This is a genomic window from Pseudomonas putida, from assembly GCF_016406145.1.
Classification (GTDB): domain Bacteria; phylum Pseudomonadota; class Gammaproteobacteria; order Pseudomonadales; family Pseudomonadaceae; genus Aquipseudomonas; species Aquipseudomonas putida_E.
Genome location: NZ_CP066306.1, coordinates 631,428 through 645,767, shown reverse-complemented (window position 1 = coordinate 645,767; position 14,340 = coordinate 631,428). Strand labels below are relative to the sequence as shown.

General features: G+C 63.2%; 13 protein-coding genes, 1 pseudogene and 1 riboswitch. Of the genes and pseudogenes, 8 read left to right on the top strand and 6 right to left on the bottom strand.

Going from position 1 to position 14,340, the window contains the following annotated elements:
* Positions 1-55 precede the first annotated feature (55 nt).
* The 3 genes and pseudogenes from JET17_RS27675 to JET17_RS02935 form a co-directional block, all read right to left on the bottom strand.
* A pseudogene (locus tag JET17_RS27675) lies at positions 56-151 on the bottom strand (DUF3077 domain-containing protein); the annotation flags it as partial.
* A gap of 142 nt (positions 152-293) precedes the next feature.
* Entirely contained in the window at positions 294-536 is a 243-nt protein-coding gene (locus tag JET17_RS02940) for a hypothetical protein (RefSeq protein WP_012312526.1), read from the bottom strand.
* Positions 537-873: 337 nt separating this feature from the next.
* A complete protein-coding gene (locus tag JET17_RS02935) occupies positions 874-3,048 on the bottom strand; it encodes a TonB-dependent siderophore receptor (RefSeq protein ID WP_012312525.1) in 2,175 nt (724 codons plus the stop codon).
* Positions 3,049-3,241: 193 nt separating this feature from the next.
* On the opposite strand from JET17_RS02935, the gene JET17_RS02930 reads away from it, so the two are divergent.
* From JET17_RS02930 to JET17_RS02895, 8 genes are all read left to right on the top strand, one after another.
* A complete protein-coding gene (locus tag JET17_RS02930) occupies positions 3,242-3,934 on the top strand; it encodes a response regulator transcription factor (protein ID WP_012312524.1) in 693 nt (230 codons plus the stop codon).
* Positions 3,934-5,280, top strand: a complete 1,347-nt coding sequence (locus JET17_RS02925; protein ID WP_012312523.1) for a sensor histidine kinase — start codon at positions 3,934-3,936, stop codon at positions 5,278-5,280. The genes JET17_RS02930 and JET17_RS02925 overlap by 1 nt, the downstream gene beginning before the upstream one ends.
* Positions 5,281-5,362: 82 nt before the next feature.
* Entirely contained in the window at positions 5,363-6,253 is an 891-nt protein-coding gene (locus tag JET17_RS02920) for an alpha/beta hydrolase (protein WP_012312522.1), read from the top strand.
* A gap of 92 nt (positions 6,254-6,345) precedes the next feature.
* A riboswitch (FMN riboswitch) is annotated at positions 6,346-6,487 on the top strand.
* Positions 6,488-6,567: 80 nt separating this feature from the next.
* Positions 6,568-7,218, top strand: a complete 651-nt coding sequence (gene ribB, locus JET17_RS02915; protein ID WP_012312521.1) for a 3,4-dihydroxy-2-butanone-4-phosphate synthase — start codon at positions 6,568-6,570, stop codon at positions 7,216-7,218.
* 177 nt (positions 7,219-7,395) lie between these two features.
* The gene (locus JET17_RS02910; protein WP_008092375.1) at positions 7,396-7,638 is read left to right on the top strand and encodes an exodeoxyribonuclease VII small subunit; all 243 of its coding nucleotides are present in this window, start codon (positions 7,396-7,398) and stop codon (positions 7,636-7,638) included.
* Positions 7,635-8,522: a (2E,6E)-farnesyl diphosphate synthase gene (gene ispA / locus JET17_RS02905; protein WP_012312520.1), complete on the top strand. Its 888-nt coding sequence runs from the start codon at positions 7,635-7,637 to the stop codon at positions 8,520-8,522. Before JET17_RS02910 ends, ispA begins: the two co-directional genes overlap by 4 nt.
* Before the next feature lie 112 nt (positions 8,523-8,634).
* Positions 8,635-10,530, top strand: coding sequence for a 1-deoxy-D-xylulose-5-phosphate synthase (gene dxs, locus JET17_RS02900; RefSeq protein ID WP_012312519.1), 1,896 nt, complete (start codon positions 8,635-8,637; stop codon positions 10,528-10,530).
* Positions 10,531-10,651: 121 nt separating this feature from the next.
* Positions 10,652-12,493 (top strand): TonB-dependent receptor plug domain-containing protein, encoded by a 1,842-nt coding sequence (locus tag JET17_RS02895; protein WP_042111114.1) that lies wholly within the window; start codon positions 10,652-10,654, stop codon positions 12,491-12,493.
* Here JET17_RS02895 and JET17_RS02890 read toward each other — a convergent pair.
* Genes JET17_RS02890 through ribA form a run of 3 tightly spaced genes read right to left on the bottom strand, consistent with a single transcriptional unit; the run spans position 12,471 to position 14,316 of the window.
* A complete protein-coding gene (locus tag JET17_RS02890) occupies positions 12,471-13,283 on the bottom strand; it encodes a cobalamin-binding protein (RefSeq protein WP_012312517.1) in 813 nt (270 codons plus the stop codon). The two genes, JET17_RS02895 and JET17_RS02890, sit on opposite strands and share 23 nt — an antisense overlap.
* Complete coding sequence (locus JET17_RS02885) at positions 13,283-13,702, bottom strand: hypothetical protein (protein ID WP_012312516.1); 420 nt, start codon at positions 13,700-13,702, stop codon at positions 13,283-13,285. The genes JET17_RS02890 and JET17_RS02885 overlap by 1 nt, the downstream gene beginning before the upstream one ends.
* Positions 13,699-14,316, bottom strand: coding sequence for a GTP cyclohydrolase II (gene ribA, locus JET17_RS02880; protein ID WP_012312515.1), 618 nt, complete (start codon positions 14,314-14,316; stop codon positions 13,699-13,701). Before ribA ends, JET17_RS02885 begins: the two co-directional genes overlap by 4 nt.
* Positions 14,317-14,340: the final 24 nt, after the last annotated feature.

Genomic DNA, 14,340 nt, shown 5'->3' with positions numbered 1-14,340 from the left:
TAGCCGGAAGCGTCCCCGAGAAGCCGGCCACAAGCCGGCTTTTTAATGCCTGCCCTTAATGCATCATGCCCAGTTCGGCATCATCCATCAGCGCCTTGGCCATGGCACTGAGGTAATGCGAAGCCCAGATCATCATGGGTTTCTCATCCATCTGGTCGTGTGAGTGGTCATTGCTCAAACTCCTTGAAATTTCCGCTGCCCGGCCTGGCCTCATCGCCGGCAAGCCGGCTCCTACAATGCCCGCAGCGCTGCTGAACCCTGTGGGCCTGCTCAGGCGGCAGATCATTTAAGGCTTAATGCAAGGTCCGAGGGCCTGTGGGCATCTGCACCTGGATCAGCGCCGATTCGAGCAAAACCCGTAGCGCCTCCATTTCATGCAGCGAGGTCATCATCAAGATCGATGCCGGGGACTTGGGGTGCAATAGCAGCGCCTGGTGCACCACAGTCGTGGCGCACAGCGCATAGTCCGTGGCCTGGATCAGGGTGTCTTCAAGGGAATGGGAATCGTGGGGCGGATCGGGGACAATTTTTAACATGATGGAATCTCGTCTGTGTACTGATGGACCACCACGACATCACTTGCATTTGATGGGTGGCGGCTACGTGCAGGTCTGCAAGACCGGACAGACGAAAACCGGCAGATCCGAAGATCTCCAGCACGCAGCCACCATTGGCCGAAGCTGCCGACACTAGGCACCTCGGATAGCGCTGGGATTCGTCTGCGGGCTTGCAGGCCCGGTCGCTGATTTGGCAACGACGGGCCCAGACTAGGCCGCAGAGAAAAGCAGCACAATGCCGAAAAGGCGGTAGCAAGCTATTTCAGAAATGGACTACAAGCAACGGTAAAAAACTGAATATTGCCTGAAAAATACGTCAGAAATCGTAACGTGCACCAACCATCATGCTGCGCGAAGGCCCATAGAAGTTGAACGTCGAAGTCGACCCCACCCGCGACAGGTAATCGCGGTCGAACAAGTTGTTGACGTTAAAGGTGGCCGTCAGCTTCGAGGTGACCGGGTACGACAGCATCGCATCCACCGTGGCGTAACCCGGCGCATCGATGCGCACGCCGCCGCTCTCGGAATAGAAGTTGCTCATCGCCGAGACGCCGCCACCAATGGCCAGCCCGGTCAAAGGCCCTCGGCTGATGGTGTACTTGCTCCACAGCGACGCCTGGTTGCGCGGCATGATGAAGAAGGTGGTTTCGGCATCACCGTCGAGGGTTTCGGTTTCCATCCAGGTGTAGCCCGCCAGCAGCTCCCAGTTCGGCGTCAGCTTGCCGCTGACTTCCACTTCGGCACCCTTCACGCGCGTCTTGCCCGATGCCACGGAGAAACCGGTGTCTACACCATCTTCATCGTATTCGGTGCTGGCGCGGTTCTCATCGGTCAATCGGAACACCGAGACACGCGTATTGAGGTCGCCGCCAAAGTAACTGCTCTTGAGGCCGAACTCATACTGCTCGCCTTCACGGGGTTTGAGCACACGGCCATTGCTGTCGGTGTCTGACTGCGGCTTGAATACCTGCGAATAGCTGGCATACAGCGCATGGCTATCAGTCAGGTCGTAGACCACCCCACCGTACGGCGTGAAGCGTCCATCCACGCGTTTGTTGTCATCGACAGTCGAAGCAGTGCTCAGGGTAGTGGTGTAGAAATCACCGCGATACCAGCTGAAGCGGCCACCAGCAATCAGCGCCAAACGCTCGACCGGACGGAAGGTGACCTTGGAGTACAGGCCGTACTCTTCCTCCTGCATGCCGGTTTCGGTGCTGTAGTTCGGTGACGGCTTGGCGAACTGGGTCGGCGAGTAGCTGCTGACGTTGATGGCCCCCAGGTTGGTGGTGCCGTTGAGGTACTCGGTGTCGTAGTTCTTGTAGTCAGTGCCTACCACGAATTCGCTGACCTGGCCGAAGGTTTCGAACGGCTGGCTGTAGCTGGCGTCCAGCGAATAGGTATCCTGGGTGAAGTCCCGGGCACTGGCACGCTCGGAGTTGGCACCGGTGGTGGCATTGGTCGCAGTGAAGGCATAGAGGTAGTTGGTGTCGCGGTGCGAGCCACGGGCGGCGATACGGCCATAACCACCGTTGTCAAAGCGGTGCGTCAACTCAGCAACCAGGTCGGTGGTCTTGCCGTCGAAGTAGTTCCAGTCAGCGCCAAGGAACTTCGAATGGCTGAAATCGGGGACCTCACCAGACAGCGTTGCCGGGTAGCCGTTGTGCGGGGTGATGTTCTTCACTTCGTGGATCAGGCCGAATGACAGCTGGGTGTCGTCATCAAGGTCGATGTCCAGCGCGCCGTAGTAGCTGTTGCTGGTATTGGCGTTGTAGTCCACTTCACCATTGGTGTCGTCACGCGCTGCAACGAATCGCCCGCGCACCCGGCCTGCATCATCCAGCGGCCCGCTCAGGTCGATTTCTTCGTGGTTAGTGTCCCAGGTGCCGTAGCTGGCTTCGACGTGGCCCTGAAACTCGGCGGTCGGGCGCTTACGCACCATGTTGACGATACCGCCAAGCTCGCTGGTGCTGCTGAACAACCCCGCCGGGCCGCGCATGATCTCCACGCGGTCGAATGCCGCCAGCGACGGCACGGTGCCAAAAATACTGGCCATGGGCGCCGGCAGGCCGTCGATGTTGAACTCGCTGTACTCGTAACCACGGGCATAGATCGACGACCGCCCGCTGTCGTTGGTCAGGGTTCGCAGGCCCGCGGTGTACTTGGCCAGGTCATCGAGGTGCACGAACTGGCGGTCTTTGACGTAGTCCTGGGTGTAGACGGTGACCGACTGCGGTATTTCCTTGAGCGACGCTGGGGTCTTGGTGCCCACCGTGGCAGCGTCGACGCTGTAACCGCCGGTTTCTTCCGAAGGCAGCATGTCGTACAGGCGGTTGCCTTCGATGGTCAGCGCCGGCAGGTCGAGCGAGCTGTCCGCAGCAACCTCACTGGCGACCGTTTCGGCCAGTGCCGACAAAGAAAACGGCGCCAACAACCCCAGCATCAGCCAGCCCCGCACCCGTCGGGGGCTTCCCACACCTTTGAAACCGCTCATGATACACCTTTCGCCCAAATGATATTTAATCGCAAACGAAACACATTGCTTTTTGCGAACGATACCGGACGAAAACTAGGGGTGCAGCAGGATTAACCTTCTTAACACTTACGCCCGGCACGGGGCGATTGCCCTTCCCCTGCCTGCAATGGGATGATCGCCAACTGATACGAATTCTCATTCAAGACTATCAATGCCAACCTCACTCCTGCTCGTCGAAGATGACCCACGCCTGCGTGAGGACCTCCAGCGCCACTTCCTCAACCGGGGCTTTGTGGTCAACGCCTGCGCCACCGGCCCTCAGGCGTTGAACGCGGTGCAACACAATGGCTTCGATCTGGTGTTGCTGGACATCATGCTGCCAGGCCTGGACGGCCTTAGCCTGCTCGACGAGTTGCGCCGCCAGCAGGCAGTTCCGGTGATGCTGATGTCGGCGCTGGGGGCCGAGCAGGACCGCATCAGTGGCTTTACCCGCGGGGCCGACGACTACCTGCCCAAGCCCTTCAGCCTGGCGGAGCTGGACGCGCGGGTCGATGCTCTGATGCGCCGGGTGGCCTTTGACCGCAGGCCGGCGGCACCAATCGAAACCGGCAAGGTAATGCTCGACCAGGACCATCAGGATGTCATTCACCACGGCAAGGCTGCCGGCCTCACTGCCTCTGAGTTTCGCTTGCTGGCCACCTTGAGCGCCCACCCCGGCGAGGCCTTGAGCAAAGCATTCCTCTACCAGACCGTATTGCACCGCGCCTACACCCGCCTGGACCGTGGGCTGGACGTGCATGTGTGCAACCTGCGCCGCAAGCTGGCCGATATCGGTGCCCAGCATGTGCAGATACAGGCCGTACGTGGCCAAGGGTACATCCTGGTCGACACGGAAAACTTGTGATGCGCCGCCATCCCCTGCTGTGGAAACTGGCCGCGCTGCAAGTCAGCTTCTGCCTGCTGCTGACCTGGCTGATCTGGACCTGGGGCCTGTCGGTGGAGCGCAGCACTTATTTTCTATCCCAGGCCGACCAGGAATATCTGGCGCGCTATGCGCAGCAGGCTGAACAGGCCTGGCAGCAAGGCGGTGCGGCCGGCGCCGAAGCCTTTCGCAGAAAACTGCAGCACGCCGAGAACACCTGGGCGGTATTGATCGGGCCGCACCTGCAAAGCCTCGGCACCGCGCCGCTGAATGCCGACGAGGCCAGCCGCCTGACCTTCATGCGCAAACTCGACTGGCCGATGAGCCGGCGCCTGCAGGATGAGCTGCCCTACGTCAGCATCGAGTTCCCGCAGCACCCAGAACACGGCCGGCTGGTGTTGCAGCTGCCCGAGCGCCTGCTACCCACCGGCCTGACCCCCTGGACCCACCTCATCACTCACGGCGTTGCACCCACACTGCTGGCGCTGTTACTTGGCCTGGCGATCTATCGGCACCTGGTGGTACCGCTCAACCGCCTGCGCGACCGCGCCGACGCTTTGCGCGCGGACGACCTGGACAGCCCTGGCCTACCCCTGCAGGATCGCCGCGATGAGTTGGGCGAACTGGCGCAGGCCTTCGAACACATGGCCGGGCGCCTGCGCCAAAGCCTGGAGCAGCAACGCCTGCTGCTGCGTACTTTGTCTCACGAACTGCGCACACCCCTGGCGCGGCTGCGCATCGCCCATGACAGCGACTTGCCGCCCGCCCAGTTGCGCGCGCGCCTGGGGCACGAGGTCGATGACATGCAGAAGCTGCTCGAGGACACCCTGGACCTCGCCTGGATGGACACCGAGCAGCCGCAGTTACGCACCGAACCGGTGCTGGTGGTGTCCGTGTGGGAAGCGTTATGCCAGGACGCCTGCTTCGAGAGCGGCTGGGACCGTGCACGGCTGCCCTGCTCGCTCGGCATCGAATGCGTGGTGCAGGCGCATCTGGACAGCCTGGCCCAGGCGCTGGAAAACCTCATACGCAATGCCATCCGCCATTCGCCTGCCGATGGCCGGGTCAGCCTCGATGGCTGGCGTGAGGGCGACCACTGGCATCTGCGCCTGAGTGACCAGGGCTCCGGCGTGCCTCACGCTGAACTCGAACGCATCTTCAAGCCCTACCAGCGCTTGCCCAACAGCGGCGCAGGTTTCGGCCTGGGGTTGGCCATCGCCCGCCGCGCGGTCGAACTGCAAGGCGGCAAGCTGTGGGCCAGCAATGGTCATCCCGGGCTTTGCCTGCACCTGTTGCTGCCTGTTGCCCAGGAATGTTTAGAAAGTTAATACGCTTTACGCTCAATCAGGACTGATTATCATCTGGGCTCTCCCGCTTTGCGCTCCTTGCAAAGCATCGATGAGGCGCCTGATGAGCAAGATCACCCTGTCCCTGGCATTGGCGTTGGCCCTTGCGGCCCCGCTTGCCCTGGCGCAGCCGCAACGCGAGCAGAAGATGGACACTTCACTGCTGCAGCGCCAAGACCTGGCCTATCGTTTCAGCCACCTCGACCTGGACTCGGCCGATGGCCAGCGCCATTACCGCTTGTGGGTCGGCAAGCCTGATCGCCCGGCGCCCGCCGCAGGTTATCCGGTGCTGTGGATGCTCGACGGCAATGCCGCCCTCGGTGCCCTGGACAGTGTGCAACTGGGCAAACTCGCAGCGGGGCAGGCACCACTGCTGGTGGCGGTGGGGTATCAGACCGAGCAGCGCATCGAGCGAACCGGGCGTACCTACGACTACACACCGGCAATTGCTGGGCTTGCAGAACAGCGCGACCCGCTGACCCGCCTGCCCAGCGGTGGCGTGGATGCATTCTTGGACTTGCTCACCGAGCGCATGCGGCCGATGGTAGCCAGCCTGGCGCCCATCGACCCGCAGCGGCAGACGCTGTGGGGGCACTCGTATGGCGGCTTGGCAGTGTTGTACGCGCTATTCACTCGGCCCGGAGCGTTCAGCCACTACGCGGCAGCCAGCCCGTCGTTGTGGTGGCACGACGGGGCAATTGTTCGCCAAGCGCAGAGATTGCAGGCGCGCTTGGGTGATAACCGCCCGACGCTATTGCTGATGCGGGGTAGCGAGGAGCCGATGAGCCCGCGGGCTCCGGTGCAAGGCGATGTAGAGCGGCCGACGCGGGAGCTGGCGGCTTACCTGGCCAAGGTGCCGGGGTTGCAGGTGCGTTTCGAGCGGATCGAGGGGGTGGGGCACGGGCCGATGCTGCCAGCTTCATTGCAAGAAGTAATTGAGGATATGTCTCGCTAGACCTGCGCGTTCCATCACGCCTGTCACCCCTGATACGCCAAAGGTCGCAGATCATCGGCTTGTCAGCAGGGTGGCACTGTGCGGTATGCTTGCCCGGTCTTCAGGGCGGGGTGAAAGTCCCCACCGGCGGTAAATCGAAAGATAAGCCCGCGAGCGCCCCGGCCATGCCGGGGGTCAGCAGATCTGGTGCGACTCCAGAGCCGACGGTCATAGTCCGGATGAAAGAAGGCGTCAGGCAAGGGCCATTCGGGCGCCCTTGCGCGCGCATTTTGTTCGCCCCGAGACGTTCATCGATCATTCACGAGGAGCGTTTCATGTCCCCCATGCATCACCAGCAATTCCCCAATGTGTCCGCTGCCATCGCCGCCTTCCAGGCCGGCCGCCCCGTGCTGCTGCTCGACGATGACGACCGCGAGGACGAAGCGGACATCGTTGCCGCCGCCGAAAACCTGTCGTTGCAGACCATGGCCCTGATGATTCGCGATTGCAGCGGCATCGTCTGCCTGTGCCTGGACGAAGCCACCGTCGATGCCCTGCAACTGGCACCGATGGTGCCGAACAACCAGGCTCGCCATGGCACCGGCTTCACCGTGACCATCGAAGCGGCAGAAGGTGTGAGCACCGGCGTTAGCGCCCAGGACCGCATCACCACCATCGAAGCAGCGCTGCGCTCGACGGCGCAGCAACGGCACATCGTCAGCCCCGGCCACGTGTTCCCGCTGCGGGCGCGTGATGGTGGGGTGCTGACCCGTCGCGGCCATACCGAAGGCTCGGTGGACCTGGCTCGCCTGGCGGGCCTGCGCCCGGCAGCGGTGCTATGCGAGCTGATGAACCCCGACGGCAGCATGGCCCGCGGCGAGCAGGTGGCGGTGTATGCTCGCCAGTACAATCTGCCGGTGCTGACCATCGCAGAGCTGGCACGCTGCCGTGAGGCGATGGTAGAGCTGGAAGCTGTGCCAGCCTGATTGATCGACGGGGCCGCTTTGCGGCCCAATCGCCGGCAAGCCGGCTTCCACAGGTAAAGCACAGCCTCCTGGCATTGTGCTGTACCTGTGGGCCGGAAAAAACACCCTCAAGTTTGCTCCCCCCGCCCCGCTCTGCTAGTGTCGCGCCGTTCTGAACAGCCACCGAGACCCGTCGCCATGGCCCGCAAAAAAGCCTCCATCGATTTCGAGCAATCCCTCGCCGACCTGCAAGCGCTGGTCGAACGCCTGGAGAACGGCGAGTTGTCGCTGGAAGACTCGTTGGCCGCCTTCGAGCAAGGTATCGCCCTGACCCGCGATTGCCAGGGCGCCCTGGCCCAGGCCGAGCAGAAAGTGCAGATACTGCTGGAGCGTGACGGCGAGCTAGCCGCTCAGCCCTTCGATGCGGAGCCAGAGGCATGATCGGCGCCTATCAAGCCAGCAGCCAGGCGCGCGTCGATGCGGCCCTTGAACCCCTGTTCATCGCGCCCACCAAGGAGCTTGAGCGGCTGTACGCCGCAATGCGCTACAGCGTGATGAACGGCGGCAAGCGCGTGCGCCCGCTGCTCGCCTATGCTGCTTGCCAAGCACTGGGCGCACCGGCCGAGCAGGCTAACGGCGCCGCCTGCGCGGTAGAGCTGATCCATGCTTATTCGCTGGTGCACGACGACCTGCCGGCCATGGACGATGACGACCTGCGCCGTGGCCAGCCGACCACCCATAAAGCCTTCGACGAAGCCTGTGCGATACTCGCCGGCGACGGCCTGCAGAGCCTGGCCTTCAGCGCCCTGCTCGACCCACGGCTGAGCCCGCAGCCCGACGCCATCCGCCTGGCCATGGTCCAGGCCCTGGCCAAGGCTGCAGGCCCTGCCGGCATGGTCGCAGGCCAGGCCATAGACCTTGGCTCGGTCGGCGTGAAGCTGGACCAGCAGGCCCTGGAGTTCATGCACCGGCACAAGACCGGCGCGCTGATCGAAGCCAGCGTGCGCCTTGGCGCCTTGGCCAGCGGCCGCGCCGAGCAGGCGCAGCTGGACGCCCTGCAGACTTATGCACAGGCCATTGGCTTGGCATTCCAGGTGCAGGACGACATCCTCGACGTGGAAAGCGACACCGCCACCCTCGGCAAGCGCCAGGGTGCCGACATCGCCCGTGACAAACCGACCTATCCGGCCCTGCTTGGCCTGGAAGCGGCCAAGGCCTATGCGATCGAACTGCGCGACCAGGCGCTGGTCGCACTTGAAGGGTTTGGTGAAGACGCAGAACCTCTGCGGGCGTTGGCGCGCTACATCGTCGAACGCCGCCATTAAGAAACACTGATTCCAAACCCGCACACAGGGGGCGTGCAACCTCTGGTCGAATGGGCACTTTTCCCACAATGGGGTAAACTGCCGCGTCTTAACATCTATAACGACTCGCCTGATGCCCACGACGTTTCAAGAGATCCCCCGCGAACGCCCGGTCACGCCGTTGCTCGACCGCGCTGACACGCCTGCCGGCCTGCGCCGGCTGGCCGAAGCCGACCTTGAGCACCTGGCCGACGAGCTGCGCCAGGAGCTGCTCTACACCGTGGGTCAGACCGGTGGGCATTTTGGCGCCGGTCTGGGCGTGATCGAACTGACGATCGCCCTGCACTACGTCTTCGACACCCCGGACGACCGGCTGGTGTGGGACGTCGGCCATCAAGCCTACCCGCACAAGATCCTCACCGGCCGGCGCAACCGCATGCTGAGCCTGCGCCAGAAGGACGGGATCGCCGCCTTCCCGCGCCGCAGCGAGAGTGAGTACGACACCTTTGGCGTCGGCCATTCCAGCACCTCGATCAGCGCCGCACTGGGAATGGCCATTGCCGCCCGCCTGCAGAACAGCGCGCGCAAGTCGATTGCAGTGATCGGTGACGGTGCCCTGACAGCCGGTATGGCGTTCGAGGCGTTGAACCATGCCCAGGAAGTCAACGCCGACATGCTGGTCATTCTCAACGACAATGACATGTCGATCTCGCGTAACGTTGGCGGGCTGTCCAATTATCTGGCCAAGATTCTTTCAAGCCGCACCTACGCAAGCATGCGCGAGGGCAGCAAGAAGGTGCTGTCGCGCCTGCCAGGTGCCTGGGAGATTGCCCGTCGCACCGAGGAATACGCCAAAGGCATGTTGGTGCCCGGCACCCTGTTCGAAGAGCTGGGCTGGAACTACATCGGCCCGATCGATGGCCACGACCTGCCTACCATGATCGCCACCCTGCGCAACATGCGTGACCTCAAAGGCCCGCAGTTCCTGCACGTGGTGACCAAGAAGGGCAAAGGCTTCGCTCCGGCCGAGATCGACCCGATCGGCTACCACGCCATCACCAAGCTCGAGCCTGCCGACAAGCCGGCCGCGCCGAAGAAGGCCAGCGGGCCGAAGTACTCTGCGGTATTCGGCCAATGGCTGTGCGACATGGCCGCTGCCGACAACCGCCTGGTGGGCATCACCCCGGCAATGAAGGAAGGCTCCGACCTGGTTGCCTTCAGTGAGCGTTACCCCGAGCGCTACTTCGATGTGGCCATCGCCGAGCAGCATGCCGTCACGCTGGCGGCGGGCATGGCCTGCGAAGGCAGCAAGCCGGTGGTCGCGATCTACTCGACCTTCCTGCAGCGCGCCTACGACCAGCTGATACACGACGTGGCGGTACAGAACCTCGACGTCCTGTTCGCCATTGACCGGGCAGGTTTGGTCGGCGAAGACGGCCCGACCCACGCGGGCAGCTATGACCTGTCGTACCTGCGCTGCATCCCGGGCATGCTGGTGATGACGCCCAGCGACGAAAACGAACTGCGCAAGATGCTGAGCACCGGCCACCTGTACAACGGCCCGGCAGCGGTACGCTACCCACGCGGTACCGGCCCCAACGCGCCGATCAGTGGCGACCTGGAACCGCTGGAAATCGGCAAGGGCGTCATCCGTCGTCAGGGCGAAAAGGTCGCTTTGCTGGTGTTTGGCGTGCAGTTGGCTGAAGCCCTGCAGGTTGCCGAGCAAATCAACGCCACCGTGGTCGACATGCGTTTCGTCAAGCCGCTGGACGAGGCACTGGTGCTGGAACTGGCAGGCAGTCATGCGCTGCTGGTGACCCTCGAAGAGAACGCCATCATGGGCGGCGCGGGGGCTGCTGTGGGTGAGTTCCTGGCCAGCCAGGCGGTGATCAAGCCGCTGCTGCACCTGGGCCTGCCGGATATCTACGTCGAGCACGCCAAGCCTGCGCAGATGCTGGCTGAATGTGGGCTGGATGCGGCCGGCATCGAAGCTTCGGTGAAGGCCCGCATGGCCAAGCTCGGCCTGTAATTCCTGGGGCCGCCTTGCGGCCCATCGCGACACAAGGCCGCTCCTACACAGGACCGCGGAATCCTGTAGGAGCGGCCTTGTGTCGCGATCGAGGGCGCAGCCCTCGCAACTGGTACTGCCCATGAAAACCTCAACCTTCGCCACCCTGCTCTGCCTGCCCCTGCCGCTTCTGGCCGCCGAACGCGACGACGCCCTGAAGCTCCCCGACGTGCTGATCAGCGCCAACCGCCAGGTCGAATCACGCACCGCCACCAGCGCAGCCAACACCGTCTTCACCCGCAACGACATCGACCGCCTGCAACCCACCAGCGTCACCGACCTCCTCGCACGCGTGCCCGGCGTGCAAGTCGCGCCCACCGGTGGCCGCGGTAGCCTGCCGGGTATCTTCATCCGCGGCACCAAGGCCGCCCAGAGCCTGGTGCTGGTCGACGGCGTGCGCATCGCCAACGCCACCTCGGGCGACAGCGGCCTGCAGTTTCTCGACGTCGACCAAATCGAACGTGTCGAAGTGCTGCGCGGCTCACGCTCGGCGATCTACGGTAGCGATGCCATCGGCGGTGTCATTCAGATCTTCACCCGTCGCAGCAACGGCACGGGCCTGCAGCCGCGCCTGCGCATGGCAGCAGGCAGCAACCAGACCTGGCAACGTAGCCTGGGCCTGTCCGGAGGCGACGGCGCGACCCGCTTCAACCTGGGCGCCAGCCTGGACGAAACGGCAGGCATCGACTCGACCGGCCCGTCCTTTGCCAGCGACGGCGATCATGACGCCTACCGCAACAAGTCGTTCAACCTGAGCCTGAGCCACACCTTTGGCGAACGTTTCGAAACCGGCCTGAACCTGCTCGACAGCCGAGGGCGACATGAGTACGACGAGCCTCGCGGCCTCAGTCCACAAGAGCCCTATTCGCACTTCGCCGTCAGCACCATCGGCATCTACCTGGATGCACAACTGACCGACCAATGGAACAGCCGCGTGGAGCTGGCCCACAGCGAGAACCGCGACGACAGCCGAGACAAGCTCAGCCATTCCAGCTTCCCGTTCAATACCTATCGCGACCAGGCCACTTGGCAGAACAGCCTGACGGTGGATGAACGCAACAGTGTGCTACTAGGCGGCGACTGGTACGAAGACCGCGTCCATTCAAGTACCGACTTCAAAGAAGACAGCCGCTGGAATCGCGCTATTTTCGCCCAGCACCGCTTTCAGGGTGACAACTTCTCAACCGAGCTGGGTCTGCGCCACGACGAGAATGAGCAGTTCGGTGGGCAGACCACATGGAGCAGTACCCTGACCTTACCGCTCAACGAGGCTAACGATGTACTGGTGTCATACAGCGAAGGCTTCCGGGCCCCAACTTTCAACGACCTCTACTTTCCCGGCTACAACAACCCTGACCTCCAGCCCGAGCACTCGAAGAGTTACGAGCTGCAGTGGCGTAGCCAACTAAACGGAAGCAGCAGGCTGGAAGCATCGCTGTATCGCACGGACCTGCGCGACGCGATCGAGTACAGCATGCAACCGGAGAATGTCGGCTCCGCCCGCATCAACGGCTTTGAGATGGCCTTGAACCAAGAATGGAACGGCTGGACGTCGCAGATCGGCCTCGCCCTAGTCGACCCGCGCAACCGTGATAACGGTCATACCCTATCTCGCCGGGCACGACGGACCTTGAGCCTGGACATAGACCGTAAGTTTGACCGCTTCAGCATTGGCGCGGGTTGGCAAGCAGTGAGCAGCAGTTACAACGACGAAGCAAACACCGATCCCATCAGTGGTTACGGCTTACTGGGCTTGCGCACAAGTTGGGCGGCAAGCCGCGAGCTGAAGTTCGACCTGAAACTGGACAACCTGCTGGATAGGCGGTACAGCCGCACCCATTACAACTACCAGGGCGCCAGCTACGGCTACCGCGAAGAGGGCCGCACGGCCCTGTTCAGCGTCACCTGGACGCCGGCGCTTTAGATTCGAGCAGCGCACACAAGCGGGCGGTGGCTTCGATCATCTGCCCGCTGGGCCGCTCCAGGCCCTTGTCCGGCACCACCAGCAGACGATCACCGGCCACAGCGTCCAAATCTGGCCAAGCCTTCCAGCTTGCCAACTGCCCCTGGTCGCCAGCCAGAATCACCTGCGGATCGCGCATCAGCACTGATTCCACATTCACTTGCGGTGCCGGCTGGCTCAGGTCGGCAAAGATATTGCGTGCCCCACATACCGCCAAGGCATCACTCACCACCTGTCGCCCACCCAAGGTGTACAGCGGCCGGTCCCAGACCTGATAGAACACCCGTAGCGGCTGTTCACGCCGATAGTGCTGACGCAGTTGCCGCAACCGTTCACGCAGGCCTCCCACATACTGCCGCCCCTGCTCTGCCCGCCCTACACGCACGGCAATGGCCTCGATCTGTTCAAGCAGTTGCTCAAGGTCGTGGGGTTCTGCACTGAAGGTCGCGATACCCAGCCGCGTGAGCTGATCGCGCTGGGCTGGTGGCACGCTGCCGGGCCAGAGCAACAGCAGGTCAGGCCTGAGGCTGAGCAGGCGCTCCATATCCAGTTGCCCCTGGCGCCCCACCGAAGGCAGATTACGCAGCGCCGCTGGGCGCTCGCCGCCGTCGAGCATGCCCACCAGCAAGTCGTCGGCCTGCAGCTCAAGCATGATTTCGCTCATCGAAGGCGCAAGGCTGACCACACGCAGAGGCTCGCCAGCCTGGACGGTGCAGGCCAGCATCGCCAGCAGGCAAAGCAGGCGGCGCATCACCCTAGCTGACGCGGGATGCGGTAGAGGTAGAGCACCACCACGGTGGATAACGCCAAAAGAATTTGCGGCACCGCTTCGAGCCCTACCAGCACCGACAATGCGGCGACCCAGGCAGGGAAGCAGGCGAACAGCATGGCCATGCGCCGTACCCGGGCCAACTCGATCCAGGCGGCCGGTTCTTCAGCCGTGCCAAGTAACTTGGAGGTGGCGATCAAGGCACGCTTGTAGGCGCCGAAACGCGGCAGGCTGAGGAACATGGTTGCCGCACCGCCGATGAACAGCGGCATGGCCAGCACCGGGATCAGCGCATCGCCACCGCCAAAAGCCCAGGCCATCACCGGCAGCGGCACCAGGCCAACCGCCAGGTATTGCCACCAGGCCAGCGACAGACGCCGCTTCACCTCGCTGCGGGTCACGCCTGGGGAACCTCACCCTGGTGTTCGTTACCCAGCATGTGGCCAAGCTTGTCGGCCTTGGTCGCCAGGTAGTAACGGTTGTGCGGGTTATGCCCGGTATGCAGCGGCACGCGCTCGGCAACCTTGATGTTCATGTCGGTCAGCGCCTTGACCTTGCGCGGGTTGTTGGTCATCAGGCGCAACGATTTCACGCCCAGGTGCTCGAGCATCGGCAGGCAGATCGCGTAATCACGCTGGTCGGCAGCGAACCCCAGCCGCTCGTTGGCCTCAACAGTGTCGGCACCACCGTCCTGCAACTCATAGGCGCGGATCTTGTTCAGCAGGCCAATGCCACGGCCCTCCTGACGCAGGTACAGCAGCACGCCGCGGCCTTCACGGGCAATGGCCTGCAGGGCGGCTTCCAGTTGCGAGCCACAGTCGCAACGCTGGCTGAACAGGGCATCGCCAGTCAGGCACTCGGAGTGCAGGCGCCCCAGCACCGGCTCACCGTCGGCGATGTCACCCAGGCTGAGCACCACGTGCTCACGGCCGGTGGCTTCGTCGAGGAAACCATGCATGGTGAAAGTCGCGAAGGGGGTCGGGAGTTTAGAGGCGGCAACAAAGACGACGGGCACGTTGTGCTCCTGGATAAGTAGGAA